Raw genomic sequence first — 25,544 nt, 5'->3', positions numbered from 1 at the left:
GGTCGGGGTGGTGGGCCAGCGCCTGAAGATAAGCGATCGACACCGGTATGGCCCCATCTAAAATAACCGCCTGGGGCTGCCACACTCGGCTGAGCAAGTTGGCCTGCTGTAGATCGTCGACTTGCAGCAGGCGGCAGTGGTACCGCTGAAGCCAGGCCTGTACTAAGGGGGGCAAAATGCCCTCGGTCTCGGTTGGCCGCAGTAGCAGCATGGTTAGCCCCTTGAGCGACGCTAGCGATACTGGCGGAGTCAGACACATTTGATCAAGGGTTGGCCGCAACCCCTGGGCCAGGGTTTCGGTGAAGAGTGTCTTGGGTAAGGTCGCTCTAGGGGCTGCGGTAGCCTGATTAAGATCGGGTTCTGAATCAATACCTGACTTGCGATCGGAGGCGCTCTCAAGGTCTACTGCCGACCTCAGGTTCACAGCCCCAGCCATGCCTAGGCGCTGCACCAGGGCTAAGCAGTCGGTGGCATTCGCCGGAGCGTCAGTCAGTGACTCCCAGTGGATCAGGGTACAGAGGGGAGCTAGGCGGGCCTGTAGGGCTGCCATGGTTTGGCAGTTAGGAGCTACCGCCAGGCGGTAGGGGCTGCCCCGCAGGCTGCTGTAGATCTGCTCAATGACGGTTTCGCTGGCGCTGGCCAGCAGCACCAGCACGGTTTCGCTGGCGCTGCTGGTCGACGAGGCAGGCAGCACCAGGGTAATGCGGCTACCCCAGGCAGGCGTGCTGTGACCGCTCAGTTCACCGCCCTGAAGCTGGCTAAAGCGGCGAGCTAGCGCCAACCCCAGCCCTTCTAGCGAGTCAGGTTCGGGCTGGGAATCGGGCTGCGATCGCCTATCTGCAGATACTACCGCCCCCAAGGGTGGCCCTGGGTGAGCGATCGCAGCTGTACTCCAAAGGGTAATGCTCAGCCAGTTGCCCCACGGCTCGACGATTAACCCAGCCGGGGTAGCGCCGTAGGCAAGGAGGTAGTTTAAGGCGTAGTGAAGGCTCTGTCGCAGGCGCAGCGGATCGGCCTGCACCCAACCCTCGACGGTAGCCAGGCAAACGGCAAAGTCGTCGGCCCAGGTAGCCGTGGCTTTGAGGGCGGGTTGGGCACTCAAAAAGCTGGGTACCAGCTCATCAACCAGGGGCTGGAGGTAGACTCGCTCCAGGCTGAGGCTGATCTGGCCCGACTCCAGCCGCATCCAGTCGAGCAGTAGGTTGACCAGGCCGGTGAGTTTGCGAATGGCTTGCTGGATCAGACTGACGTAGCGAAACTGGCGCTCATTCAGCGTACCCACCCGACTGTCGAGCAGCAGGGTAGACAGCCCTAGCAGCGTCGTCATCGGAGTTTTAAGGGCGTGGCTCAGCTCTAGCACCCAGGCTCGCTGCCCACCATTTCCCCGTGCCGAGTCAAGGGCTAGGGGCTCACCCGATTTGGTAGGGTCTGTCTCAGGTACCCTCGGCCCAAGCGTGTCTGAGTCAGCCTCAAAAGCTAACCAACTGAGAATTCGAACCGGGTTTAAAACCCCCAAATACTGGCCGTCGGGGTCTACCACAACCAACGGACGTGAGGGCATCCCCTGAACTAGCCGCCCCAGATTGCTCAGCGCTGGGATATCTAACCTTTGGCTGGTAGAAACTTCGACCACTGGCTCTAGCCAGGGCTGGCAGTCAAACAGTCGGGGCTCAGCGCTAGCCCCAGGCGATAGGCTCTGGCTCTGGTGCCTGGCCCACAGCTGCCCGAGGGACAGAGCACCTAAGGGGCGATGCTCGTCGTCAACTACGATGATGTGGCTAGGCGCAGCCGCGCGCCCCTGACCGATCCCCGTTGGCTGCCCCACTCCCTGGGCAATCTCGCCTAGGGGGGTGACCAGGCCGTAGGCTGGAACAGCGTTTAAAAAGTGATCGAGGGGCGGCAGCGCCATGGGCTAATCCCCTAGGGGTTTGATTCCAGATTTAGAGGCGGGCTGTATTCTGGCAACCAACCTTTACAATTGACAATATCTCGGTTTCTGCTCAGGTTCTCGCCGCAGGGTTGCCTTTGTTGACCCGTTTCTAGACAAAGGTCTGAGAAACACGGCCGCTGTTTACCCTGGGTGTGCCATCCAGCTGTTCTTCCCGTTGTCCTGCTCATTACCTATCGCACCTTGGTTTCTCCCCTTCAGATTTATATCCTGACCCACGGTGATCAGGTTGAGCAGGCTCCTGAGTTAAATCTGGATCCCAACCGGTATGTGGTGCATCAAACCGCCGTTATGGGCGACGCCTTAGACTGGCTCCAGAGCCGTCCAGACCTGCCCGATTGCCTGGTTGTCAACGACCAGGTTTGGCAGCAGGCCCTGCGGCCTGCCCTCATGCAGCTAGGGTTGATGCTGCCGGTGGTGGTGCTGATCGACGAACCCGCGATCGCTGACCTCGACACCGATCCTGCCACTGCCGCCCCCACCTCTCGGGACATCAAGGCCGATGCTGTACCGATTGCCGGCATTGGGACCTATCCCGGCGTTGTGGCACACCGCACGGACAACGCCCTGCCTCAGATTGAGCGGGTGATTCAAAACGCCATTCAAGAATTTTTGCGTCTGCCAGTCCCCAAAATTGATGCACCGACCGTCGCTGCCCCTGACCAGGCGAGTTCCCTGTCCGACAATTTGAGCGTTCAGCAACACCGACTGACCGAAAAGCTCAAAGCTCGCTTGGGCTACCTGGGCGTTTATTACAAGCGCAATCCCAGCGCCTTTCTACGCCACATGAGCCAGGAAGACCGCACCGCTTTTTTAGACCAGCTTAAGGCCGACTACCGCAAAATCGTTTTGGCCTACTTCGCCAACAACGCTAAGCTCAACCTCAACCAGTTAATCGATGTCTTTGTCGATCAAGCCTTTATGGCCGATATTTCGGTAGCCCAGATCGTTGAGATTCACATGGAGCTGATGGATAACTTCGCCAAGCAGCTTAAGCTGGAAGGGCGGAGCGAAGAAATTCTGCTCGACTACCGTCTCACCCTGATTGACATAATTGCCCATCTCTGCGAAATGTACCGGCGATCAATTCCCCGCCAGCCTTGAGGGTAAGGCTATGCGCCCCAAATACTTCCCTATACAATCATCCATGTCCCTGTCAAACCAGAGCGTTCCATGAGCTCCGTTAAAAAAACCTACATCCTTAAGCTCTACGTCGCGGGCAATACTCCCAACTCCATTCGCGCCCTCAAAACCCTCAACAATATTTTGGAAGAAGAATTTCAGGGGGTTTACGCTCTCAAGGTTATTGACGTGCTCAAAAACCCGCAGCTAGCCGAAGAAGACAAAATTTTAGCGACCCCGACCCTGGCCAAAATTCTGCCGCCGCCGGTACGCAAAATTATTGGCGACCTGTCCGATCGCGAGCGGGTGCTAATTGGCCTTGACCTGCTCTACGATGAACTGCGCGAAGACGATATTTACGGGTAGGCGTACGGCTAGGGACAAAATCGTCGGCTGCTTTTAACAGGTCCGTTTTTGAGGATCTTGGGCGTTGGGTGCCGGGTATCGGGTTCGAAGCCCTACCCAAAATCTAAAACCTACGCCCCAACCACCTTAAAGCCTTTACAGTAGTTGCCTCAGGGTATGCTTGATCCTCAGGATGTCCTGTAAGTTATTAAGGGCCGTCACTCTGCCCGATACCTGTAATCATTCCCATGACAGACTCTGACCAGACCGAATTGCAGACTTCTGTGCGATCCGTCGGCGTACAGAAGATACGCACAACCATAGAAGGCTTTGACGATATTAGCCACGGTGGCCTGCCAGCGGGACGCTCAACCCTGGTCAGCGGCACCTCCGGCACTGGCAAAACCCTCTTTGCGGTGCAGTTTGTCTACAGCGGCATCACCGAGTTTGACGAGCCTGGGGTGTTTGTCACGTTTGAAGAGTCGCCCGAAGACATCATCCAAAATGCCTACAGCTTTGGCTGGGACTTGCAGCGCCTGATCGACGATGGCAAGCTGTTTATTCTCGACGCCTCCCCCGATCCCGAAGGGCAGGATGTGGTGGGCAACTTTGACCTGTCGGCGCTGATCGAACGGATTCAGTACGCCATTCGTAAGTACAAGGCCCGGCGGGTTTCGATTGACTCGGTGACGGCAGTCTTTCAGCAGTACGACGCGGCCTCGGTGGTGCGGCGGGAGATCTTTCGCCTGGTGGCCCGCCTCAAGCTGATGGGGGTAACCACCGTCATGACCACCGAGCGCCTGGATGAGTACGGCCCAGTGGCCCGCTTTGGGGTAGAAGAGTTTGTCTCTGACAACGTGGTGATTGTGCGCAACGCCCTGGAGGGGGAGCGACGCCGCCGCACGATTGAGATTCTCAAGCTGCGGGGCACCACCCACATGAAGGGGGAGTACCCCTTCACCATCACCAACGACGGCGTTAATATCTTCCCGCTGGGGGCGATGCAGCTGACCCAGCGATCGTCGAATGCGCGGGTGTCGTCGGGGGTGCCCACGCTCGACGAAATGTGCGGCGGCGGCTTCTTCAAAGACTCGATCATTCTGGCTACCGGGGCAACGGGCACGGGCAAAACCCTGCTGGTCAGCAAGTTTTTGGTGGATGGCTGCAAGAGCGGCGAGCGGGCGATTTTGTTTGCCTACGAAGAGTCTCGCGCCCAGCTGTCTCGCAACGCCTACTCCTGGGGCGTTGACTTTGAGGCGATGGAAGAGCAGGGGCTGCTGAAAATTATCTGCGCCTACCCCGAGTCGGCAGGGCTAGAAGACCATCTACAAATTATCAAGACCGAGATTGCTCAGTTTAAGCCCTCGCGGTTAGCGATCGATTCGCTCTCCGCTCTCGATCGCGGCGTCAGCAACAACTCCTTTCGGCAGTTTGTAATTGGCGTAACGGGCTTTGCCAAGCAGGAAGAAATCACCGGCTTTTTCACCAACACCACCGAGCAGTTTATGGGGCTGCACTCGATCACCGAGTCGCACATTTCCACGATTACCGACACCATTTTGATGCTGCAATACGTCGAGGTGCGGGGCGAACTGTCGCGCGCGATCAACGTGTTTAAAATGCGCGGCTCTTGGCACGACAAGGGCATTCGCGAGTACACCATCAACAGCCAGGGGCCAGACATCAAAGACTCGTTCCGCAACCTGGAGCGGATCATCAGCGGCTCGCCCACCCGCATCGCGGTAGATGAAAAGAGCGAGCTGTCGCGAATCATTCAGGGCGTGCAGGGAGATTCAGAGCTGTAGGGTGGGCACTGCCCACCACCCCACTAGGGAAAAGCTAGACCGAAGACGGGTAGGCCAACTCACCCATAATATAAGTAGCGGCCACAGCGCGATCGCCCCCCATAATCACCAGCGAAAACAGCAGATCCTCTAGATCCTCCAGGGTTGCGGGAATGCCCCCCTCATTTCGCAGGGCTAGCAGCGGTGTCGCCTGAGGGTCGAGCACCACAAAGTCAGCCTCTTTGCCGGGTTCAAAGCTGCCCAGCTTATCGTCCAAACATAGCGCCCTAGCCCCGCCCAGGGTAGCGAGAAACAGCGCTTTAAAGGCCGAGAGTTTTTGGCCCCGCAGCTGAGCCACTTTATAAGCTTCGTTGGTGGTTTGCAACAGCGAAAAGCTGGTGCCCGCCCCCACATCAGTACCCAGGCCGACTTTGACCGAGTGCTCTGGGTTTTTGGCCTGCTCAAGGCGAAACAGGCCGCTGCCGAGAAATAAATTAGAGGTGGGGCAAAAAGAGATCGCTGCCTTGGCCTCCGAGAGTCGCTGAAATTCGGCATCGGTGAGCTGCACGCCGTGGGCAAACAGCGATCGCGATCGCACCAGCCCCGTCTGGTCGTACACATCTAAATAGCCCTGGTACTGGGGGAAAAGCTCCTGTATCCAGGCTACTTCGCTGACATTCTCAGACAGGTGGGTGTGCAGATAGACACTAGGGAACTCATCGAGCAGCCGGGCCGCTAGCTTCAGCTGGGCTTCGGTGGAGGTGGCCGCAAACCGAGGCGTAACGGCGTAGAGCAGCCGCCCTCGCCCGTGCCACTTCTCAATCAGCGCCTTCGACTCATCGTAGGATGACTGGGCCGTATCGCACAGGTAGTCGGGGGCATTGCGATCCATCATCACCTTGCCGCTAATCATGCGCAGGTGGCGAGCCTCGGCGGCCTCAAAAAAGGCGTCGACCGAGGCTGGAAAAACCGCTGCAAACACCAGGGCGGTGGTAGTGCCGTTCTTGAGTAATTCATCAAGGAACAGCTCGGCTACCTGCCGCGCATAGTCGGCATCCGCAAACTTGCGCTCGGTGGGGAAGGTGTAGCGGTTCAGCCACTCCAGCAGCTGCTCTCCGTAGGCCGCCATCATACCGGTTTGGGGATAGTGGATGTGGGTGTCGATCAAGCCGGGGGTAATCAGGCTGCCGGTATGGTCAATGAGGGGGCGATCGCCCAGCCTAGAGTTCAACTCTTGGTAGGGGCCTGTCGCCTCAATGTGCCCATCGCGCACCAGCAGCAGCCCATCGGCAACATAGCGCACTACCTCTGCTTCAGGCTTGTAAAAGGGATCATCTACAAAATCTAACAGTGCCCCTCTGACGGCTACAGTGCCGTCGGTAAAACCGGGTGATGCCAGTGGTTGTCCCATGGGTTGACTTAGCCGCTTTTGCCGGTTTTATGCTGCGATTTAACCCTACATCAAAGGCAAAAAATTTTCTGTTTATCTTTCAGCAATCCCAGCCGTAGATGCACTGCTACGTCCGCTCGACCTATCTAATGTCTGCGTGCTGATGCTTTGTCGTTTGGGGTATGCTCATCCTGAGGAATCAGCGCGTCAGCGTTTTAACGTGCTAACTTAATCGGATTTTTTTCTATGTCTACCCAATCCACCATTCCCGTTGTCGTCAACGGTGCCTGCGGCAAAATGGGCCGCGAGGTGATCAAAGCCGTAGCCCAGGCCGAGGACATGACCTTGGTGGGGGCGATTGACAAAAGTCCTGCTCAGCTGGGTCAAGACATTGGCGAGGTGATCGGCTACCAGCCCCTGGAAGTGCCGATTATGAATGACCTGGAGGCTACTCTAGTGGCGGCCCAAAGCGAAGGATTGGCGGTGATGGTTGACTTTACCCATCCCGATAGCGTGTATGAGTCGGTGCGGGCGGCGATCGCCTACGGAGTGCGCCCGGTCGTTGGCACCACTGGCCTTAGCAACGCCCAAATTCGCGACCTGGCTGAGTTTGCCGACAAGGCCAGCATTGGCTGCCTGATTGTGCCCAACTTCTCGATTGGGGTGGTGCTGATGCAGCAGGCGGCCCAGCAGGCGGCCCAGTATTTTGACAATGTTGAAATCATTGAGCTGCACCACAACCAGAAGGCTGATGCCCCCAGCGGCACCGCCGTCCAAACCGCCCAGATGCTGGCGGAGGCGCAGAAAACATTCAACGTTCCTCTGGTCAAAGAGACCGAGACGATTTCCGGTGCGCGAGGCGGATCTACCGCCGAGGGCATTAATATCCACAGCGTACGGCTGCCGGGGCTGATTGCCCATCAGGAGATTTTGTTTGGCTCGCCGGGGCAGCTCTACACCCTGCGCCACGACACCAGCGATCGCGCCAGTTTCATGCCCGGAGTGCTGTTGTGCGTTCGCCGGGTGATGGCGCTTAAGTCGCTGATCTATGGCTTAGATAAAGTGCTGTAATACCAAATCCGCCTTAGCTACCCCCGATTGGGCTGGGCAAACACCGTTTGCCCCTACACAGGCCGCCTGTTTGAAATCGGGGCTATGCGATTCGGATTTAGTGTAAGGCCCTAAAGCTGATCGAGCTGGCGCTGCTGGCGGGTGAATTGGCGCGATCGCACCCGCCGAATTAGCGGCAAGCCGCCAAAGTAGCTCAGTACCCCGGCCACTAAACCCACGACAGTGCTGCCCAACATCAGCAGGGCCGAAACCTCGGTGCCCATATCCATCCAGCCTTTGAGGCTGTCTAGGTCTTGAAACGCCTCAGTCGCGCTGCCCCCAACTAACCACAGCCCCACCTGATAGTTAAAGGCGAAAATGGGCACGTAGGTGAAAGGATTACTAACCCAGGTGGCCGCCGCTGCCATAATTCGGTTGCCTCGCAGTACGGTGGCGACGGCTATCCCCAAAATGATTTGAAACCCAAACAGAGGAAAACAGCCCGAAAACACCCCTGATGCCAGACCCCGAGCCAGCTGTTCGGGAGTACCCTGAAGCCGCAAAAACCGCAGATATACGTAGCGGATTTGCCGCCGCCACTGGGGCTGAGTTACTTTGCGCATTGCGGGCTTTGGGCTAGGGGTCAAGTCAACCGTGGTATCGGGTGCGGGCGTAGTAGTCATAGACGAGGTTATACCAGAGGCTAGGTTCCCTTGGGCTACCAGAGGAGAACGAGGTTAAAGGGCGGCAGGGTTGGGGTGAGTCGCCGTTACCGGCGGCTTGGTAGACTATCCCTGGAGGGAGGCCAAAAAACTCAGCCGTGAAAGCTTAGAAACGCGTAAAGATTCTTTTCTATTCTACCCATTACACTAACGCTTTATCAGGCTTCCCCTGGGGCTTCAGCATCACTTCACTGTTTAAAGTAGGCGGCAGGATAGACGGTATGGATGGCAGCAGTGCCCCCGCTCAGGCCAGTTTGTTACCCCCAATAGCTCAGGGTGAGACCATTGCCGCGATCGCAACCGCCATTGCCCCTCAGCAGGGCAGCGTTGGTATTGTGCGGCTCTCGGGAGCCACCGCTGTGGCGATCGCGCGCGCCTTGTTCTATGCCCCTGGTCAGCAGCCCTGGGAGAGCCACCGCATTCTCTATGGCTACGTGCGCGACCCTCGGTCGCAGCAGGCGGTCGACGAAGCGCTGCTCTTGCTGATGCTGGCCCCCCGCTCCTACACCCGCGAAGATGTGGTGGAGTTTCACTGCCACGGCGGGCTGATGGCGGTACAGCAGGTGCTTCAGCTCTGCCTGGGGCAGGGGGCGCGGCTGGCCGAGCCCGGCGAGTTTACCCTGCGGGCTTTTTTGAACGGGCGGCTTGACTTAACCCAGGCGGAGGGGGTGACAGATCTGGTGGCGGCCCAGTCTACCCTGGCGGCCAAAACGGCGCTGGCTGGAGTGCAGGGCAAGCTCGCGCAGCCAATTCGTCAGCTGCGATCGACCTGCTTAGACGTGCTGGCCGAGGTCGAGGCCCACATCGACTTTGAAGACGACCTGCCGCCCCTGGATGAAGTCGTTGTGCGCCAGCAGATTGATGCGGTGCTGAGCGACGTTGATCGCATTTTAGCGACCGCCGAGTCGGGGGAGCTGCTGCGTACGGGCCTGAAGGTGGCGATTGTGGGCCGCCCCAATGTGGGCAAGTCGAGCCTGCTCAACGCCTGGAGCCGCTGCGATCGCGCTATTGTCACCGACCTGCCCGGCACCACCCGCGATGTGGTGGAGTCACAGCTGGTGGTGGGCGGCATTCCGATTCAGGTGCTGGATACGGCGGGTATTCGCGATGCCAGCGACCCGGTAGAACAGATGGGCATTGCGCGATCGCGTCAGGTAGCCCAGGGCGCAGACTTGGTGCTGCTTACCATCGATGCCACTGCTGGGTGGACCGCCGCAGACAACGTGCTGTACGAGTCAGTCCGGGAAGATCAGGGCCATCGTCCGCTGATTTTGGTGGTCAATAAGGTCGATCTGGTATTGGCTGAAGCGTTAGCTCACCTAAACCTACCGACCAACCTGCCCACGGTGCACACCGCCGCTGCCCAGCAGCAGGGCATTGATGCCCTAGAAGCCGCCATTTTGAATGCCATTCACGCCGATAAGCTCACTCCAGGCAACCTGGAGTTTACGGTCAACCAGCGCCAGGAAGCGGCGCTTACCCAGGCCCGCAATGCCCTGCACCAGGTCCAAGAGACGATTGAAAATCAGCTGCCGCTAGACTTTTGGACCATAGATTTAAGAACTGCGATCGCGGCTTTGGGCAGCATTACCGGCGACGAAGTGACTGAGTCAATGCTTGACGAAATTTTCAGCCGGTTTTGTATTGGTAAATAAGGAAAAATCAGTAGGGCAGCTCCACTTGAAAGCAGGTGCCCTGGCCGAGTTCGCTGCTGACGTAAATGTCGCCGCCGTGGGCCTGCACAATTTGCTGCGCGATCGCTAGCCCCAGCCCCAGTCCTCCAGTTGCCTTAGAACGCTGCTTATCTACCCGGTAAAACCGCTCAAAAATATGGGGTAAGTCGGCGGCCGGAATGCCAATGCCGCTATCGGCAACCTGAATCCAGGCGCTGCGAGCCCCTTTTGACAGGCTGATTTTAACCCAACCGCCTTCGAGGGTATATTTGCAGGCGTTAGACAGTACGTTAGCAATGGCCTGATGCAGCAGGTCTGGTTCTGCCTCAACCCAAACCGGGGCATCTGGCAACGTTGCCGATAGGGTGATGGCCTGAGCAGCGGTACAAATCGGTTCAGACTCTAGCAGGTTTTTGATTAGGGAATTTAGATCTACGGTCTGGAGGGTCTGGGTATTTAGGGAGTCGCTATGACGGGCCAGCAGCAGCAGCTGGCTGACCAGCTTGTTCATAGACTGGGTAGCGGTGACAATTTTTTCCAGTCGCTGATGTTTCTCAGCGGTGCGATCGCCTGGGGCTAGCAGCCCCACCTGAGCATTGCTCAAAATTGTCGCTAGGGGTGTTCGCAGCTCGTGGGAGGCATCGGCGGTAAACTGCTGGAGCTGCTGATACGACTTGCGAATGGGCCACATGGCCAGGCCGCTCAGCCCCCAGCCCGTCAGGCCAATCACCCCCAGGGTAATCGGGACGGTGATGGCAAAGCCCATTAGCGTCTGGCGTAGGCTTTCCTGAACCGGGGTCATCGGGGTCGCCATTTGCAGGTAGCCAATCACCTGTTCCTGATGATGAACGGGTAGGGTAATTTGCCGCAGTTGAAGGGGAGCGTAGGTGACCGCACTGCCGAACGACAGCGAGTTAGAAGCATTATCGGTGGGCCACTGCAGAGTTTGAAATGCTGGCCCCTGCTCTAGCTGTTCTGGCGGCGACGGGCCAAAAAAGTGGCTAAGCTGCCCCGTCGGCTGGTACCAGCGAGCATAGAAAACTTCTGTATCGGCGGGCGGGGGCGTGTTGCCCAGCAGTGGAGCTTTATCTAGGTTGATTGGCTCAAAGTCTGCTGCCGTTTCTTCGTATTCAATGCTGGCGGCAATGACGCGGGCTTTTTTGTAGAGCAGTCGGTCAACAGCCTCCAGTTGATAGGCCACCCGCTGATAGTAAACAACTCCCGAAAACATGAGCAAAATGCTGCCCATCGACAGGGTGAACCACCAGGTTAGGTTGCGGCGACTGTGAGTGAACATCTCAATCAGCTTAAGAATTGGGACAAATACGGTAGCCCATGCCGTAGATGGTTTCAATCCAGTCGGCGGCCTGTAGGGGGCTGAGCCGATGGCGCAGGCGACGCACCAGGGTGGTAATGGCGTTGCTTTCGGGCTCATCGCCCCAGGCCCAGAGCGCCTGTTCTATCTGGTCGCGCGACAGCACTTGGTGGGGGTGACGCAGCAGATATTCCATTAGCTGAAATTCGCGGCTTGACAACTCAATAGAAGCGCCGCCTCGTTCTACCGTCAGCTTGGTTAAATGCAGTGTGAGATCGGCTAGGGTCAAGGTTGCTTTTTTGCACGCCAATGGTCGTCGTCCCAAGGCCCGCACCCGCGCCAGTAATTCGATTAAATCGGTGGGTTTGACCAAATAATCGTCGGCCCCGGCGTCTAAACTCGCTACTTTATCACCGGTCGAGTCTCTGGCGGTCAGCATCAGCACGGGGGCTGTTTTCCCCAAGGCCCGGTACTGACAGCACAGGCTGAGGCCGCTGACGTGGGGCAGCATCCAGTCTAAAATCAGCAGGTCGTAGTCACGCTGAGCGAGCATCCGCTGCGCTGTGTCCCCATCCTGCAGCCCGTCCACAATATGCCCAGCCTGGGAGAGTGCGGTCTGTAACGGTTCTAACTGCTCTGGATCATCCTCAACTAGCAGTATTCGCATGGATCTAACCCACCCAGCTCTGTCGTTTTGAAGCGTAGGCGATCGCTGGGGGCCGCACCTCTGGCCTGGGTTAGATCTTACTGGCCCTTAAATGGCGTCTTGGGCTAGCGAGGTTTAGACGATAACAATCCCAGCATTGGGCCAAGCGCTAGGCCCACCACAAACCCACCAGCATGAGCCCACGCCAGTTTCTACTTTGCCATTTGCCCCAGCCCAATTCTGGAGTTGCCTTACGCAGGCGAATGGCTCGCTCCATCCGGTTCAAAAGCGAGTCAGACTCGCAGCGCTGCTTGAGCCAAGACTCTGGATTCGGCCTTGACGTGTCTATTTTCAGGGCAATGCCAGACCCGTTAATTGTCAGAATGATGAATCTCCAAACTCGGAATGCGCTCCAGGCCCAAAACATGGTGTAGGTAGGTTTTGAGGGGTTCGAGGGCAAGGGACTGGCTGCGATAGCCGATATGCCCATCCGGGCGGATCAGGTACAGGCATGGCTGTTGCGCTCCATAGCGGCGATGGGCGTCTCCCTCTACATCGAGCAGGATGGGGGGCTGATGTGGCGGGTCTGCTCTAGCGATAGCTGGCTGAATCACCTGCCCGGTCACTAATCCGGGATGTTGGGCTGCCGCATCCTGGGCCAGCTGGACTAACCGGGTCATGTCCTGGGGGGCAGCCGTTTCAGCCGCAAAGAGAAGTAGGGTAAATTGCCAGGGAGACAACACCTGCACCAGGCAAATGGGGTGATTGTCCTGTTGCAACACCACATCGGGAGCGCGATCGCCCACTTTGAGCTGGGTGAATGTGCCAACACCTTCCTGCACGATGGGGCTGTCGCGGTAGTTGACGGTGAGTTCAGATAAGGTGCTGACCAGGCGGTGCCGCACCCAGTTAGAGCGAAATGCCAGCCCCATTGCGACTCGGCGAATGGGTTGCAGAATGGGGTTTTGCGTCATCAAAAATCGGGTTCCCCAAGCGGTGGTAGTCAACAGGGCGCGGGAAACGGGGAGCCGTTCTGCCCCGTAGGAATCGAGCAGTGCTGCCTGGGCCTGGTTTCGCACCACCAGGGCCAGCTTCCAGCCCAGGTTATAGGCATCTTGCAATCCCGTATTCATTCCCTGTCCCCCCAGAGGACTGTGGGAAGAGAGGGCATCTCCAGCCAGCAGCACCCGCCCCCGGCGCACCGAGTCGACTATGCGCTGCCGAATGCTGAAGCGGCTGCTCCAGATCGGCTGGCTGAGGCGGACAGGGCGGTGCGATCGCCCCCCTACAGCCTGCTCCACCCAGCTCAGATCGGGCTCGGCGCGAGATTCTGCCTCCGGTGGCACCGTCACAATCAGCCGCCAGTAATTATCCTGGGGCAGGGGTATCACTCCGGCTACGCCATCGCTGCCGTAAAACACCCGGAAGCAATCAGGGGAGAGATCCCAATCCAGCTGCACATCAGCCAGGTCAAAGGTGGCATTCAGAGAGGTGCTGGGTCGGGTCAGCCCGGTGACATCTCGCACGGTACTGCCAGCTCCATCGCAACCGATCAGCCAGGCTGCTTCGCAGGTTTCTACCTGCCCGCTGGCATCGCGCAGGGTAGCGGTAACGCCCGTTTCACTTTGGGTCAGGTCGGTAAAGGTCAGCGATCGCTCAACCTGCACCCCTAAAGGCCCCAGGGTAGACTCCAGCAGGGTTTCCGTCTCCGACTGGGGCAGAGACAGCACAAAGGGATAGGCAGAATCAATGCCCTGAAAGGAGACCTGCGCCAGGGACTTGCCCTGGGCATAGAGCTGAATATCTGAAAGGGGACAACCTTTTGCGATCGCGGCCTCAGCAATCCCCAGTTGTTCAAAAATTTCTAGCGTGCGGGCAAAGACGCTTAACGCCTTACTGGCCTGAGAAGGGTGGGGGCTTTTGTCGATCAGCCGCAGGGAAACGCCGTAGCGAGCCAGCACCGAGGCCAGCAGTAGCCCGCTGGGTCCAGCCCCCACAATCAGCACATCAACCGGCATGGTTAACCCTCGCAAAGCTACTCGTCGCTATTTGTGGGGTTCGGTGTGCCTGTAACCCAGCACGTCTTTCCCCGGCTAGATTGCGGGTATGCTGTCTGCCGCTACTGTGGGGTGAGAGTGGAGAAACGCCCATGTCGGTACGTGTGTCGGTACAGCCTTTGCAAATCCTGGGGGTCAGGTTCTGGCTTCTGCTGCCTACGGTCGGGCTGGGCTTTTGGCTAATAGGGTCGTTGCTGACCCAGCGGGCGCTTCAACAAACCGTAGACAGTATTCAGCAGCTTCAGGCGACTCTGCCCGCAGACATTCAGGAACAAGACATTCGGCTGATTAAAGCCAGAGTGGACCGCACCCAGGGTAAAACTCAAGTAAAGGTCAAACCGGTTGACCTGGCGGTTCGTGGGCAGGAGATCGAACTGTCTACAACTCGCTTAGATCAAGTCGAAACCTTGATTGCCCAGGAGCTGGGTATTTCACCAGCGACAGTGCAGCGACTGACCCACTACACCATTCATGAACCCGTAAAAGCCCAACTTGAGTCATCAGTTGATTAAAGGGACGGATGGGGCGGCACTGCAGAGGGGTAAACCTCCTCAGCCAAAATCACCGGGCGGTTTTCATAGCGAGCGATGAATTCCTGAATTTGAGCGTCATTCCACCCTAGATTTGCCGCTTGCAGCGTCGCTGCATCAATAGGCTGAGGTTGACCCGTCACCACAATATTTTCGCCGTCCTCCAGGCTCTCCACATCGACCAGTTGATCGGTGCTAATTACCAACACACCGACATCGTCGATCCAACCTTCTTCGAATAGAGCGAAGGCGTTTTGGGTGTTCTCTAGAGGGCGCAGGTCGCCTTCAATCGCTACGATTTCATCAAAGTAATTTTCTGGAATCTCTACAAAATCCTGGGGACGGGGAGCCAGGGCAAAATTTTCGGCAATAATCACGGGCTGCTGGTCATATTCCCCATAGAGATTGGCGTCTAGGGTAACGCCGTACTGCTGCTCGATAGCGGCAGCAGTAAAGGTTTCAAGTGTCCCCGTGACCTGAATCGGCATGTCCTGATCGGGAGGGGTAAAAACCGTGCCTGTGGGGTTGACGATTAAGATCGATTCGCCGCCAGCCGCCGCCATGACAAACCCATTGTCGTCAAGGATTTCGGCTACGCCGCTGCGAATTGTGACCAGTTCTCCAATGGCAGGGTCATCTTCCGAAATTTCTGTAACGTCTTCCGTCGTGATATTTTCTTGCTCTGCCGGTCGGTTGGCCTGGTTTGTGCCTTCACAGCCAACAGCGAATAGGAGAACAGTTCCCAGGGCGATCGCGCCCAAATGTGCTTTTCTAATACCTGCAAAAAGAAATATCTTCTGCTGACTTTCCATTGTATTCTCCAATCGTTTTTGAAATACCTGACTTTGACTAGGTTGACCAGTAAAACTTTCTTTAACGAGTTTTTATGGTTTTACGCTCGACAATCTGTCATGCATTTATTTTTTGTTGATCACACTGCAGTCGAGCACACCGCAAGTGATTAAATTCTAAAAACTACGCTTGGGTGTGACCTCTCTCAAACGGTAGTGATTGGAGTTCACTATTGTTATTTTTTAAGCAAGCTAATTTTTGTTAATAAATCAGCAAATTTCGATCGAATTCATGATTTATTCCCATCTCTTGAATGGGTTCAATCTGGCGATTTTGAATCCAGGCGAAAAGGGCGGCACCCGCAACGAAAATTACGCTAATGGTTGTGACTAGTTGCAACATAATGCTGTAACGCATGGCTAAGCTCTCCTCAAACCAGGTTGTAATGTTCCATATGAACGTGGTCTACCGGCACGTTGAGATCGTGAAGGGCTCGCTCTACCTGATCCATCATTTTGGGGACGGCACAGATGAAGTAATGACGGCTCCCCCGATGGATCGGAATGTAGCGCTCCAGCAGGTCTTGATCGACGTATCCCGTCTCTCCCTGCCAATCGTCTGGAGCTTTCCGCAGCACATGCACAATAGTTAGGTCCAGTTTGTCTTTGAGGACTTCCAGGTCTTCCCGGTAGGTAATGTCTTCCCAGGAGCGACTGGCGTAGATCAGCAGAAAAGGGCGGTCGTCTTTGCGATCGGCGGCGGTGCGCACCATGCTCATAATCGGCGTAATGCCGATGCCTCCGGCAATCATGACGAATCCCGCAGAATCCCAATAGCGATCAATCGTGAAGACCCCATAGGGGCCATCCAGATAGGCGACCGTACCCGGTTCCACATCTTTGATCCGGCTGGTAAAATCGCCGACGGACTTAATGCCAAACTCCAGACAGTCCAACTTCTCGGTGCTAGAGGCTATCGAAAAGGGATGTTCCCGCATGCGGAAGGGAGAAATTCTCAGGGTGAGCCAGGCAAACTGCCCCGACTGAAAGGTCAACCCCTCATGCCCCCTAGGTCTTAGCACCAGAGTCCACACATTGCCTCGTTCCGGCACCACCTCTTCCACCAGGTAGGGATGCTGGGTCATCTGCCAGGGTTTGACCAGGCGCACAAAAACCAGCAGCCACAGGGCCACCAGCCCAAACAGAGCCCACAGTACGCTCTTCCAGAACAGGCTCAGGTAGTTGCCGACCCCAAAGGCATGGACCAATCCCAAACCTACGGCAGTCACTGCAAAAATGCCGTGCCAGATCCGCCAGGGTTCGTAGGGAATATGTAGCTTCTCCCGCCAAATGGCAGTCACAATCAGCAGCGTTAGAGCGAGGGTAGCCACTACCGCCGCTCTTGCCCGCCAGGGCGCTTCAAAAAAGTTCAGCAGTTGCAGAGTCTCCGGATCATTCACAAACAGAATGACGGGATGCACCAAAATCAGCAGAAACGCCACGATAGAGGTGTAGCGATGGAACTGCAAAATGATGTCGATGCCGTAGGCAGCCTCAATGGTGCGAATACGGGCAGTCAGGGCAAACTGCAGCACCATCATAGCCAGGCCGATGAAGCCTAGGGCAACGGAGAACTCTAGCCAAAACCCTCGCCCCGGCGACGCCGGATACAGCAGCAAAATCAGCAGCGGGGACAGAATGATGAGCAGGTAAACGCCAATCCAGGCGGTAGCGATCGCGATCGGGTTCTGCATTAACAGATTTCTCATCCATTCCCTCTAATTCACTCACCCTTAGCCTTGCGGTCAAACATGACCAGAAAGTGACAGCTCTAAGCTAGTTACTGCATCTTGCAATTATTCGCTTAACCAGCGCTTAGAGTAGTAGATTTTGGCGCGTTGCTTAGGCATTATTGAAACTCTCGAAAAGCGATCGCCTCCGCAACTAGGGCAATTTTTTGGCCCATACTTCCATTAAGTACTCCGTTGCGATCGCCCCCTCAAGCGGCTTGGATTTTCTCCCCAGCCTGTTCTAACAGGTTAGCTAGCGAGAATTTCTAAATGCATAGCGCGAGCCCCTGCGCCGAGACGGCCCCAGCACAATGGGAATGCCCCATATACTGAAGGTAGACCCCACAGCTTGATCGGTCTGACTGGCGATGTCTGGGGCTTGAAGCGATCGCAATCCGTGCAAATCCAAAAAGCTAAAGCCAACTTTAGAGAAAAAGGGCAGGATGCAAAACAGCAGCGTGTCGGTCGTTTGGTTAATTAGCCCCACTCCAGAAGGGCCAATAATCCACACCGTAGGGTAGCCAATCCACAGCACCGTAAAATATATCAGCAGTTTGTCATATAAGTCAGACAACCCCTGCCCCTGCGATCGGGTTTTGGCACGCAGTGGATTCCAAATCCCCCACAGCACCACGAGAAAAGCGGCTACCCCGCAGAAGTACCACAGGTAGCGCACCTCAGTCCGCTCAGACAAGTCGGCAATCAGGCCGGTTCCAATCACCACCACCTGGGTGCCCATCAAGGTCCCAATCAGGGGCCAATCCTTCTTATGCATAAACTGCATTGCTGTCCAGGCAAGCGCCAGCAGCAGCAAAGGAGTCGTTACAATCCAGTCCAAATAACGGGCATAGTGAGCCAATTGTCCTGCCGCTTCGACTTTACCCTGGTCCAGGGCCATAGCCATATAAGCCAGCCCCGACCAGATCGGGATAAAGATGGCCACTAAATATTCGTACTGCGGCACTCCCTTGGGGTTACGGCTGAGCGACCAAAAATGTAGCGCTCCGATCGCCATACCAGCCACGTACAGCCAGTGCAAGATAGCCTGCCAATTCATAAAACCCTCCTAGAAAGGAACCTGTTCCTTCAAAATCAGAGGCAAATATGACAGGAAAGTGACATCCATCGGAACGTAGCCATTTTGCCCCGCTATATACGCTGTCGGCTCCCCCACAAGCGCACAGCTTGAAGGTTCGATCCAAAATCCAACTGAGGAATTCTCAGTTGAAATAGGTGTCTTGCAGAGGATTGCCCTACACTAATCCGATCACTTGAAAATATTCAAACAAAACTTGGCATGAGCCGACGCACATAAAAATATGAAAACTATAGGATTTAATATTCTTTGAATTTTCGCTAACGCCAGGAATAAGCACGTTAAAAAATATGACTTTACAACTTATGAGTTGACGTTTTTTAGATGATATTGCAATTATTATGAGGCTTGCAATTCGCTCAAAATGTAGCGTTCGTGAGCTGGCATTGAGTCGTTCTAAGCTTAAGAAAGCCAGGATTAATGCCCATTTGGGCGGGTATGGCAGTGGACCGCTAACTGAGCAGTGCCTGCCCTATTGGTAGCTCTGAGGCTCAATCAACCTACTGGCTTGTTTAAAACGTTTGGTGATTTTATGGCTTTATCTCGCTCCGCTGCGGTCATCACGGCAGCCTCTACAGTCCTCATGGGGGCTACGGCCTGCGTTACCCCGTCTACAGGTCCTGGGGTGCCGCCTCTAACCGGTAGCGTTTGGGAGCTCCAGCAAATTCAGATGAACGACGGCACCCTATTAACCGCCGACCCGCCGCAAAACTACACCGCTGAGTTTACCGATGACGGGCAGGTATTTGTGCGAGCTGACTGTAACCGGGCCATTGGTGAGTTTACCGCCGCCGCCGATGGGCGAGTTTCGGTAGATTTAGGCCCGACTACGTTAGTCGCCTGTCCTGAGAGCAGCATTAGCCCTCAATTTTTGCAGGCGATGGATAATGCCAACTTCTATTTTTTTCAGAACGAGGATTTGTTTATTGATCTGACCTTTGATAGCGGTACCATGCAGTTTTCGAGCACCCCGACTCCGGCTTTAGTTGGTACCTTATGGAGGCTCCAGCAAATTCAAATGAGTGACGACACGTTGCTAGTGCCCGATCAGCCTGAGCACTATACTGCCGAATTTTTAGAAGACGGCACCTTGCTGGTTCGGGCCGATTGTAACCGGGGGCGAGGCCAGTTTTCGACAACAGACGATCGCAGCCTTGAGGTTTCCCCCATTGCTACAACATTAGCGGCCTGCCCTGAAGGCTCCATTGGCAATGAATTTGTTCAGGCCCTCGGCAACTCAGGCACCTACTTCTTCCAAGACGGTGACTTGTTTATCGATCTAGCTTTCGATAGCGGCACCATTCAGCTTTCCGCTAATTAAGTTTGGCCTAAACCACCCAGTCGGCAGAAAGTCTTGAAGCCTTTCTGCCGCTTGCTCTAGTACCCGACGGCTGAAGTATGACCACCATTCCGAATTTTGGCTCACTAGCCCCCCTGCTCCCTAGCCCCCGGAGAACAGAGGCCTACGCATCGTTTACGATTCGACAACTACAGCGGGTAGTTCTAGACAGTACCCGGCACCATAGACAGTTTTAATAAATTTTGGATGCCGGGGATCGGGCTCTAGCTTGGTGCGCAGGTGCCGCACGTGCACACGAATCGTTTCAATGTCGTCGTTGGGCTCGTAGCCCCAAACCTCCTGCAAAATCTGGCTAGGAGACACGGTCTGCCCATGGCGCTGAAGCAAACAGTGCAATAGCTCAAATTCCAGATGGGTAAGTCTTACGGTGCCATCAAACCAGATTGCTTCGTAGCGCTCTGGAATCAGGGTGAGGGGACCGTAGTTGAGAATTTCGCTGTGCTTGGCCGCCTGGGGAATGCGATCGGTACGGCGCAGCAGGGCGCGCACTCGAGCCAACATTTCGTCTAGCTCGAAAGGCTTGGTCAAGTAGTCATCGGCTCCGGCATTAAAGCCGTCGACCTTATCCTGGGTTTGTCCCAGGGCTGTCAGCATTAACACGGGTATATCAGCGGTGCGGCGATCGCGGCGAATGCGCTGACACACCGTTAACCCGTCGACCTTGGGCAGCATTAGGTCGAGCATAATCAGATCTGGCAGCAGCTGCACCGCCAGAGCCTGACCTTTAATACCATCTCCGGCTTGGTTGACGTCGTAGCCTGCCATTTCCAAATTGACGGAAACAAGCTCCGCGATCGCCGGATCATCATCAATGACGAGAATACGAGGCATTACCAACTAAACTTGACGACCCGAAAAAACACCAGCCCAGACAGAAACAAATTGCAAAGCTTTGAGTAGCCTAGCATTCAAACGTAAAGAGCCGTGTCGGAATAATACAATTCCTCGATAAATTATAAGCAGAAGCTTTAGATTTCCTCAGTAAATAGGCCGCAGCCTGCGGAGCTTAAGCTTTTCTTTAGATTTAAAGGCTAGCGAAAGCCTGCCGTAGCTATAGCCAGAGCAAGCTGTACTGCGCAGGGCTCGGGCTCAGAGGTCTATCCGTAGGGGATCTACGGATCCTGAACGGGGCTCGGCACAGCAATCCGAATCAGTCGATAAAAATAAGATGCGTACTTAACTCAGAGCAGACAAAACTCCTGTTCTGCAAACGCTCGCAGACCATGCAAAGCGGCTACACAGCTTCACGTATTACACACTTGGCAACATTAAAACTCCCCAGGTAGGATTCGAACCTACGACCAATCGGTTAACAGCCGACCGCTCTACCACTGAGCTACTGAGGATTACGCGCAGAACTTATACTAACGATAAGTGGGTAATCTTGACAACCCTTTCAACAAAAAAATTGCTAAGACATTGGCCCTAACCCCGGCGCTCGGTTTCAAGGGAGCCGTAAGCGGCATCCTTAATTGATTTTCCTTCTGCGATTGCGGAGCACACATGATATAGTCTAAGACTGTGTCGAAATTGTGGTAACCATGCCCAAGCTTAAGTCTCGCAAAGCTGCCGCTAAGCGCTTTCGTCGCAGTGGCAGCGGCAAAATCATGCGTCGTAAGGCGTTTAAGAATCACCTGTTGCAGCACAAAAATGCTGAACGTCGCTCTCGGCTGTCTAAAGCTGTTGTGGTGTCAGAAGAAGATGCTCCCAACGTGGAGCTAATGTTGCCCTACCTCTAGGTTGGGGCGACTCAGACAGTTGATAGTTACTTTGAAATTTCACTAGTTCCAAGGGTTAAACAGTCATGGCACGTGTCAAGCGCGGCAACGTAGCACGCAAGCGCCGCAACAAAGTTCTCAAGTTGGCTAAAGGGTTTAGAGGATCGCACTCTAAGCTATTTCGCACCGCCAATCAGCAGGTGATGAAGGCGCTGCGGTATGCCTATCGCGATCGCCGCAACCGCAAGCGCGATTTTCGTCGCCTTTGGATCACTCGTATTAATGCGGCTTCTCGGATGCACGGGTTGAGCTACAGCCAACTCACTGGTCAGCTTAAGAAGGCCAATATCGATCTAAACCGCAAAATGCTGGCCCAAATGGCTGTGCTAGACCCTGATGGGTTTGCCAAAGTAGTTGAAGTTGCCAACCAGGCATAGCGGTTGGCCCTAGACGTTATGCCAAGTCCAGTTTGGAATCTAGAGTTTTTCTGTCAAGCAAAACTCCACTTTTGGACCTGGATTTGATTTAGTAGGGGCGGTCGTAGCGTAGACACGGCAGCACCATGGCGTGGAACTGGTTTGGGTTTGGTTTGGCACTGGGAGCACAGTTGGCTGTGCTCCCAGTTTTTGCTGCGGAGCTTGACACAATTCGTGCCCGTGGGCATTTAGTGGTGGGCGTACGAGAGGGCTGGCGACCATTGAGTTTTCGCGATCGCGACGGTAATTTGGTCGGCCTCGAAATCGACATTGCGCGGGGTTTAGCCACGGCAATTTTTGCCGACCCGGCTGCCGTTGAGTTTACGGTGGTGCCCAACCGCGATCGCCTGTCGGCGGTCCTCGAAGATCGGGTCGATGTCGCGATCGCCGGGGTGACCCTAACCCCAGGGCGACAGCGCCTAGTCAGCTTTAGCCCGCCCTACTACCTAGATGGAGTCGGGGTGCTGGTACGCGATCCCCAGTACCAGCGTCTGGAAGACCTGCAGCGGCGACGGGTGGGAGTCTTACAGGGGTCTAGTACCGTAGCGGTCGTACGCTACCTGCTGCCCCAGACGCCCCTGCTGCCCCTATACAGTTATCAGGAAGCCCTCAGCCGTCTCGGCAGCGGCCAGATAGATGGCTTCGCCGGAGATGTAACGGTGCTGACGGGCTGGCAGCAAGACTACGAGGGGTATTACCTGGTGCCCAGCCTGCTCTCGGCAGAGCCGCTGGCGATCGCGTTGCCTAAAGGCACTCAGTACACCGATCTGCGCACTCTAATTAGTGAAACCGTAGTTCAGTGGCATCAAAATGGCTGGCTAGAAGATCGAGCAACTTTCTGGGGGTTGCCCTAGCCATGGCAAGATAGGTTTGGACCTCAAGAGCGAAACGAAGACCAGATGGAAAACAGCAACCTGCTCCTAATATACCTAGGTATTCTGCTGGCCTTGCTGAGCGTTGCCGCCTTTTTTGTGGTGCGCCAGGTGATCAAGACCCGCCGCATTGAGAGCACCCTGGGGCGGCTGCAGTCGCGCCTGACCAAAGAAAAGGGCACTGCCCAGGAATACTACGAGCTGGGCAGCCTGCTGCTCGACAAAAAGCTCTACACCCAGGCGGCCCTGTACCTGCAGCAGGCCATTAAACAGCTGGGCGATGACGAAGCCGAAAATGCCGCCGTAGTTTACAACGCCCTGGGCTACTCCTACTTTGCCCAAGAGCAGTACGACCTGGCGATTCGCAACTATAAAGAAGCGCTGAAAATATCGCCTGAGTACGTCACGGCCCTCAACAACCTGGGCCACAGCTATGAGCGTAAGCAGCTCACGACCCAGGCTCTGGAGATGTACGAAACCGCAATGGCCTTAGAGCCTAAAAACACAACCTCCCGTCGTCGAGCCGACTCTCTCAAAAAGCGCCTGGCCCCCTCTGAAAAGTAGCGGGAAGCGTTGGTGAGCACCTATCGAACTGTTGTTCATGAGCTGAATAATGTGGCTGAGCCAGATAATCTGATTATTCTGGCTGTGACAACACCATGGTCCTACAGGCTGCATCAGTAGCTATGAGCTTTTGACATAGAATGGCTACTCGTGGGGTATACAGAGATTAATGGTTACTACAGTAGTGGTGATTAGCTACACTCGTGAATTTACCGCTTTCTGACCGTTATTGTTGTTCGTGGAGTGGTTTATGCGTCTCGACGACTCTAGTGATTCTGTAAAGCAGTTTTTTTCAACCCTAGTGGCGATCGCGGCCCTAGCAGCGGTTGTCTTCATTGGCTGGAAGGCCTTTGATACCTGGCGGTCTGATCCGTCAGTGGAGGGCATTCAGCAAATTTTGCAGCAGCAAAAGTAGCCCCTAGGAGCCCCCTACTGGCCCTCTCACCTGGCTATGCCCGATAGCTCCCTGGCCTGATAGGATGTGGGAGTTCTGTCTTGTGCCGTTTTTATGCCGGAGTTGACCGGGCTGCCAGCCCTGCCCAGCCCTGCCGATGCTGCTGTCTACCGCATTCTCGATGCCAACCTGGATCGAGCCCGCGAGGGATTGCGAATTATTGAAGAATGGTGCCGCTTTGGGCTGAATAACTCAGGCCAAACCGAGCGGCTCAAGCATCTGCGGCAAACCCTGGCCCAGTGGCATACCCCTGAGCTGCGCCTGTGTCGCGATACCCCCGGTGACCCCGGCACGGCCCTTACCCACCCTCAGGAAGCTGAACGCACCAGTGTAACGGCAGTGCTGCAGGCTAACTTTTGCCGAGTGCAGGAGGCTCTGCGGGCGCTAGAGGAATATGGCAAGCTCTACCACAGCGACCTGGCAGCGGGCAGCAAAGCCATGCGCTACCAGGTCTATGCGCTGGAAAGCGAAATTCTTGGCGGGCACCGGCTGCAGCGACTGCGCCAGGGGTTAACCTACCTGGTGACATCCCCCAGCGATCGCCTGCTGCCTATCGTCGAAGCGGCGTTGCAGGGGGGAATTGCCCTGGTGCAGTACCGCGACAAGCACACTGACGACCACCTGCGACTAGAGCTGGCCCAGCAGCTCAAAGACCTGTGCCACCGCTACGGAGCATTGTTTTTGATCAACGATCGCGTTGATCTGGCTCTGGCCGTCGAGGCCGACGGCGTGCACCTGGGGCAAACCGACTTACCCATTGCTACCGCCCGCCAAATCCTGGGCAGCCAGCGCATTATTGGCCGCTCAACCACGAACCCCGACGAAATGCAGCGCGCAATCGCTGAAGGGGCTGACTACATTGGCGTTGGCCCAGTATACGCTACCCCAACAAAACCGGGCAAAGCTGCTGCTGGCCTAGAGTACGTGCGCTATGCCGCCGAGCATGCCACGGTGCCCTGGTATGCGATCGGCGGCATCAACACCGAAAACTTGAGCGAAGTGTTGCAGGTTGGGGCTGAGCGAGTGGCCATAGTGCGGGCCATTATTGAGGCCGAAAACCCTACTCTAATTGCCCAATACTTTGCGGCCCAAACTAACCACCGCCACACCTTTCACACTGTCGCGGCCCCAATCGGTTAATGATTTCCTCTCATCCTTATTTCGCGTTATGGTCGACCCTACTACCGATTCCTTTCATATCCTCGTGAATGGAGCATCGCAACCCTGTACCGCTGACACTCTATTGCCTGCTTTTCTCCAGTCTCTGGGCCTGAACCCGCGCCTGGTGGCGGTGGAGTACAATGGCGAAATTCTTCACCGGCAGCTGTGGGAGACCACTCGCCTGCGCCCCAATGACAAACTAGAGATTGTTACCATCGTGGGCGGCGGTTAGGGCGTGTCATCAATTCTGGCTCAAAGGCCTGAAAAATCATCTTTGCCACGCCTGAGCTAATCAATAGGCTAGGGGTTGAACCCCTCTTATTCGTGGCTGACAATTGATGACGGCCCCTAGCGGCTTTTGGTACGGGTTTCCGCCATCAATTTAGGTCTTTTGGCAGCAGCAGCTACAGCACTTCGCGTTAAATTAAAGACATAAAGCACTCCACGTTAGCATTCCGGTTGTACTCGATGGTTAAACAACTCTTTCAACGCCTAAAGCCGATTCTCAAGCCCCTGATGGCCGCTGTTTTGGCCCTGGTTTTGGTGTTTGGCACTGCCGATGGTGCCTGGGCGGCGGCGGGTGGACGCATTGGCGGCGGTAGCTTTCGGGCTCCAGCGCCTCGGATGAGCCCTACCCCTCGCACCTATGCTCCTGGTGGCGGTGGCTACTACCCTGGTGG

25 protein-coding genes, 1 tRNA gene and 1 pseudogene are annotated in these 25,544 nt (G+C 55.8%); 15 read left to right on the top strand and 12 right to left on the bottom strand.

Annotated elements, in window-relative coordinates:
• On the bottom strand, nucleotides 1-1,909 hold a 1,909-nt coding region (locus IQ273_RS11630), incomplete at its 3' end, for a sensor histidine kinase KdpD (RefSeq protein ID WP_228052848.1).
• 222 nt (nucleotides 1,910-2,131) lie between these two features.
• Between IQ273_RS11630 and IQ273_RS11625 the strand changes: the two genes are divergently transcribed.
• From IQ273_RS11625 to kaiC, 3 genes are all read left to right on the top strand, one after another.
• Nucleotides 2,132-3,052: a circadian clock protein KaiA gene (locus IQ273_RS11625; RefSeq protein ID WP_228052847.1), complete on the top strand. Its 921-nt coding sequence runs from the start codon at nucleotides 2,132-2,134 to the stop codon at nucleotides 3,050-3,052.
• Nucleotides 3,053-3,121: 69 nt separating this feature from the next.
• Nucleotides 3,122-3,436: a circadian clock protein KaiB gene (gene kaiB / locus IQ273_RS11620; RefSeq protein WP_017301921.1), complete on the top strand. Its 315-nt coding sequence runs from the start codon at nucleotides 3,122-3,124 to the stop codon at nucleotides 3,434-3,436.
• A 227-nt stretch (nucleotides 3,437-3,663) separates the two neighbouring features.
• Nucleotides 3,664-5,220, top strand: a complete 1,557-nt coding sequence (gene kaiC, locus IQ273_RS11615; RefSeq protein WP_194023330.1) for a circadian clock protein KaiC — start codon at nucleotides 3,664-3,666, stop codon at nucleotides 5,218-5,220.
• A gap of 34 nt (nucleotides 5,221-5,254) precedes the next feature.
• On the opposite strand, the gene guaD is transcribed toward kaiC, so the two are convergent.
• On the bottom strand, nucleotides 5,255-6,610 hold the full coding sequence (guaD, locus tag IQ273_RS11610; protein WP_194023329.1) for a guanine deaminase: 1,356 nt from the start codon (nucleotides 6,608-6,610) through the stop codon (nucleotides 5,255-5,257).
• Nucleotides 6,611-6,835: 225 nt separating this feature from the next.
• Here guaD and dapB point away from each other — a divergent pair, with 225 nt between their 5' ends.
• Entirely contained in the window at nucleotides 6,836-7,660 is an 825-nt protein-coding gene (dapB, locus tag IQ273_RS11605; RefSeq protein ID WP_194023328.1) for a 4-hydroxy-tetrahydrodipicolinate reductase, read from the top strand.
• 110 nt (nucleotides 7,661-7,770) lie between these two features.
• On the opposite strand, the gene IQ273_RS11600 is transcribed toward dapB, so the two are convergent.
• Nucleotides 7,771-8,322, bottom strand: coding sequence for a DUF2062 domain-containing protein (locus IQ273_RS11600; RefSeq protein ID WP_228052846.1), 552 nt, complete (start codon nucleotides 8,320-8,322; stop codon nucleotides 7,771-7,773).
• A gap of 260 nt (nucleotides 8,323-8,582) precedes the next feature.
• Here IQ273_RS11600 and mnmE point away from each other — a divergent pair, with 260 nt between their 5' ends.
• The gene (gene mnmE / locus IQ273_RS11595) at nucleotides 8,583-10,016 is read left to right on the top strand and encodes a tRNA uridine-5-carboxymethylaminomethyl(34) synthesis GTPase MnmE (protein ID WP_194023327.1); all 1,434 of its coding nucleotides are present in this window, start codon (nucleotides 8,583-8,585) and stop codon (nucleotides 10,014-10,016) included.
• 7 nt (nucleotides 10,017-10,023) lie between these two features.
• Here mnmE and IQ273_RS11590 read toward each other — a convergent pair whose 3' ends face one another.
• The 3 genes from IQ273_RS11590 to IQ273_RS11580 all read right to left on the bottom strand — a co-directional run bounded on the left by IQ273_RS11590 (nucleotide 10,024) and on the right by IQ273_RS11580 (nucleotide 14,013).
• Complete coding sequence (locus IQ273_RS11590) at nucleotides 10,024-11,331, bottom strand: cell wall metabolism sensor histidine kinase WalK (protein WP_194023326.1); 1,308 nt, start codon at nucleotides 11,329-11,331, stop codon at nucleotides 10,024-10,026.
• A gap of 10 nt (nucleotides 11,332-11,341) precedes the next feature.
• Entirely contained in the window at nucleotides 11,342-12,016 is a 675-nt protein-coding gene (locus tag IQ273_RS11585; protein ID WP_194023325.1) for a response regulator transcription factor, read from the bottom strand.
• 350 nt (nucleotides 12,017-12,366) lie between these two features.
• Entirely contained in the window at nucleotides 12,367-14,013 is a 1,647-nt protein-coding gene (locus IQ273_RS11580) for an FAD-dependent monooxygenase (protein WP_194023324.1), read from the bottom strand.
• A gap of 131 nt (nucleotides 14,014-14,144) precedes the next feature.
• Here IQ273_RS11580 and IQ273_RS11575 point away from each other — a divergent pair, with 131 nt between their 5' ends.
• A complete protein-coding gene (locus IQ273_RS11575; RefSeq protein WP_194023323.1) occupies nucleotides 14,145-14,564 on the top strand; it encodes a hypothetical protein in 420 nt (139 codons plus the stop codon).
• Here IQ273_RS11575 and IQ273_RS11570 read toward each other — a convergent pair.
• The 4 genes from IQ273_RS11570 to IQ273_RS11555 all read right to left on the bottom strand — a co-directional run bounded on the left by IQ273_RS11570 (nucleotide 14,561) and on the right by IQ273_RS11555 (nucleotide 18,220).
• Entirely contained in the window at nucleotides 14,561-15,394 is an 834-nt protein-coding gene (locus IQ273_RS11570) for a hypothetical protein (protein WP_194023322.1), read from the bottom strand. The two genes, IQ273_RS11575 and IQ273_RS11570, sit on opposite strands and share 4 nt — an antisense overlap.
• Before the next feature lie 241 nt (nucleotides 15,395-15,635).
• On the bottom strand, nucleotides 15,636-15,791 hold the full coding sequence (locus IQ273_RS11565) for a hypothetical protein (protein ID WP_194023321.1): 156 nt from the start codon (nucleotides 15,789-15,791) through the stop codon (nucleotides 15,636-15,638).
• Between the two features lie 13 nt (nucleotides 15,792-15,804).
• Nucleotides 15,805-17,142 (bottom strand): ferric reductase-like transmembrane domain-containing protein, encoded by a 1,338-nt coding sequence (locus IQ273_RS11560; RefSeq protein ID WP_194023320.1) that lies wholly within the window; start codon nucleotides 17,140-17,142, stop codon nucleotides 15,805-15,807.
• Nucleotides 17,143-17,416: 274 nt separating this feature from the next.
• On the bottom strand, nucleotides 17,417-18,220 hold the full coding sequence (locus IQ273_RS11555) for a bacteriorhodopsin (protein ID WP_194023319.1): 804 nt from the start codon (nucleotides 18,218-18,220) through the stop codon (nucleotides 17,417-17,419).
• A gap of 571 nt (nucleotides 18,221-18,791) precedes the next feature.
• On the opposite strand from IQ273_RS11555, the gene IQ273_RS11550 reads away from it, so the two are divergent.
• Nucleotides 18,792-19,580: an META domain-containing protein gene (locus IQ273_RS11550; RefSeq protein WP_194023318.1), complete on the top strand. Its 789-nt coding sequence runs from the start codon at nucleotides 18,792-18,794 to the stop codon at nucleotides 19,578-19,580.
• 153 nt (nucleotides 19,581-19,733) lie between these two features.
• Here the strand turns inward: IQ273_RS11550 and IQ273_RS11545 are convergent, their stop codons facing one another.
• Both IQ273_RS11545 and IQ273_RS11540 read right to left on the bottom strand, forming a co-directional pair.
• Nucleotides 19,734-20,450, bottom strand: coding sequence for a response regulator transcription factor (locus IQ273_RS11545; protein ID WP_194023317.1), 717 nt, complete (start codon nucleotides 20,448-20,450; stop codon nucleotides 19,734-19,736).
• Nucleotides 20,451-20,893: 443 nt separating this feature from the next.
• Nucleotides 20,894-20,965: transfer RNA gene (locus IQ273_RS11540), tRNA-Asn, on the bottom strand.
• Nucleotides 20,966-21,160: 195 nt separating this feature from the next.
• On the opposite strand from IQ273_RS11540, the gene rpmI reads away from it, so the two are divergent.
• The 8 genes and pseudogenes from rpmI to IQ273_RS11500 form a co-directional block, all read left to right on the top strand.
• Entirely contained in the window at nucleotides 21,161-21,358 is a 198-nt protein-coding gene (rpmI, locus tag IQ273_RS11535; protein ID WP_190493521.1) for a 50S ribosomal protein L35, read from the top strand.
• 65 nt (nucleotides 21,359-21,423) lie between these two features.
• On the top strand, nucleotides 21,424-21,774 hold the full coding sequence (gene rplT / locus IQ273_RS11530) for a 50S ribosomal protein L20 (protein WP_194023316.1): 351 nt from the start codon (nucleotides 21,424-21,426) through the stop codon (nucleotides 21,772-21,774).
• A 176-nt stretch (nucleotides 21,775-21,950) separates the two neighbouring features.
• A complete protein-coding gene (locus IQ273_RS11525) occupies nucleotides 21,951-22,667 on the top strand; it encodes a transporter substrate-binding domain-containing protein (protein ID WP_313898087.1) in 717 nt (238 codons plus the stop codon).
• Nucleotides 22,668-22,712: 45 nt separating this feature from the next.
• Complete coding sequence (locus tag IQ273_RS11520; protein WP_194023314.1) at nucleotides 22,713-23,249, top strand: tetratricopeptide repeat protein; 537 nt, start codon at nucleotides 22,713-22,715, stop codon at nucleotides 23,247-23,249.
• 250 nt (nucleotides 23,250-23,499) lie between these two features.
• Nucleotides 23,500-23,664 carry a hypothetical protein gene (locus IQ273_RS11515; protein WP_194023313.1) on the top strand — a complete coding sequence of 55 codons (165 nt, stop codon included), beginning with the start codon at nucleotides 23,500-23,502 and terminating at the stop codon, nucleotides 23,662-23,664.
• A 93-nt stretch (nucleotides 23,665-23,757) separates the two neighbouring features.
• Nucleotides 23,758-24,843 (top strand): thiamine phosphate synthase, encoded by a 1,086-nt coding sequence (locus IQ273_RS11510; RefSeq protein ID WP_194023331.1) that lies wholly within the window; start codon nucleotides 23,758-23,760, stop codon nucleotides 24,841-24,843.
• 28 nt (nucleotides 24,844-24,871) lie between these two features.
• Nucleotides 24,872-25,096 (top strand): sulfur carrier protein ThiS, encoded by a 225-nt coding sequence (gene thiS, locus IQ273_RS11505; protein ID WP_194023312.1) that lies wholly within the window; start codon nucleotides 24,872-24,874, stop codon nucleotides 25,094-25,096.
• A gap of 236 nt (nucleotides 25,097-25,332) precedes the next feature.
• A pseudogene (locus IQ273_RS11500) lies at nucleotides 25,333-25,544 on the top strand (hypothetical protein); the annotation flags it as partial.

Source organism: Nodosilinea sp. LEGE 07298 (assembly GCF_015207265.1).
Lineage (GTDB): Bacteria > Cyanobacteriota > Cyanobacteriia > Phormidesmidales > Phormidesmidaceae > Nodosilinea.
The sequence above is the reverse complement of the archived record's forward strand: the minus strand, read 5'-3'. Positions and strand labels throughout refer to the sequence as shown.

Coding starts and splice junctions, on each gene's coding strand:
- IQ273_RS11590 (WP_194023326.1), bottom strand. CDS start 11,331: ATGTTCACTCACAGTCGCCGCAACCTAACCTGGTGGTTCACCCTGTCG.
- IQ273_RS11575 (WP_194023323.1), top strand. CDS start 14,145: ATGTCGGTACGTGTGTCGGTACAGCCTTTGCAAATCCTGGGGGTCAGG.
- kaiC (WP_194023330.1), top strand. CDS start 3,664: ATGACAGACTCTGACCAGACCGAATTGCAGACTTCTGTGCGATCCGTC.
- IQ273_RS11600 (WP_228052846.1), bottom strand. CDS start 8,322: ATGACTACTACGCCCGCACCCGATACCACGGTTGACTTGACCCCTAGC.
- IQ273_RS11550 (WP_194023318.1), top strand. CDS start 18,792: ATGGCTTTATCTCGCTCCGCTGCGGTCATCACGGCAGCCTCTACAGTC.
- IQ273_RS11545 (WP_194023317.1), bottom strand. CDS start 20,450: ATGCCTCGTATTCTCGTCATTGATGATGATCCGGCGATCGCGGAGCTT.
- rpmI (WP_190493521.1), top strand. CDS start 21,161: ATGCCCAAGCTTAAGTCTCGCAAAGCTGCCGCTAAGCGCTTTCGTCGC.
- IQ273_RS11555 (WP_194023319.1), bottom strand. CDS start 18,220: ATGAATTGGCAGGCTATCTTGCACTGGCTGTACGTGGCTGGTATGGCG.
- dapB (WP_194023328.1), top strand. CDS start 6,836: ATGTCTACCCAATCCACCATTCCCGTTGTCGTCAACGGTGCCTGCGGC.
- IQ273_RS11510 (WP_194023331.1), top strand. CDS start 23,758: ATGCCGGAGTTGACCGGGCTGCCAGCCCTGCCCAGCCCTGCCGATGCT.
- rplT (WP_194023316.1), top strand. CDS start 21,424: ATGGCACGTGTCAAGCGCGGCAACGTAGCACGCAAGCGCCGCAACAAA.
- IQ273_RS11565 (WP_194023321.1), bottom strand. CDS start 15,791: ATGCGTTACAGCATTATGTTGCAACTAGTCACAACCATTAGCGTAATT.
- IQ273_RS11585 (WP_194023325.1), bottom strand. CDS start 12,016: ATGCGAATACTGCTAGTTGAGGATGATCCAGAGCAGTTAGAACCGTTA.
- kaiB (WP_017301921.1), top strand. CDS start 3,122: ATGAGCTCCGTTAAAAAAACCTACATCCTTAAGCTCTACGTCGCGGGC.
- guaD (WP_194023329.1), bottom strand. CDS start 6,610: ATGGGACAACCACTGGCATCACCCGGTTTTACCGACGGCACTGTAGCC.
- IQ273_RS11560 (WP_194023320.1), bottom strand. CDS start 17,142: ATGAGAAATCTGTTAATGCAGAACCCGATCGCGATCGCTACCGCCTGG.
- IQ273_RS11520 (WP_194023314.1), top strand. CDS start 22,713: ATGGAAAACAGCAACCTGCTCCTAATATACCTAGGTATTCTGCTGGCC.
- mnmE (WP_194023327.1), top strand. CDS start 8,583: ATGGATGGCAGCAGTGCCCCCGCTCAGGCCAGTTTGTTACCCCCAATA.
- IQ273_RS11580 (WP_194023324.1), bottom strand. CDS start 14,013: ATGCCGGTTGATGTGCTGATTGTGGGGGCTGGACCCAGCGGGCTACTG.
- IQ273_RS11570 (WP_194023322.1), bottom strand. CDS start 15,394: ATGGAAAGTCAGCAGAAGATATTTCTTTTTGCAGGTATTAGAAAAGCA.
- IQ273_RS11515 (WP_194023313.1), top strand. CDS start 23,500: ATGCGTCTCGACGACTCTAGTGATTCTGTAAAGCAGTTTTTTTCAACC.
- thiS (WP_194023312.1), top strand. CDS start 24,872: ATGGTCGACCCTACTACCGATTCCTTTCATATCCTCGTGAATGGAGCA.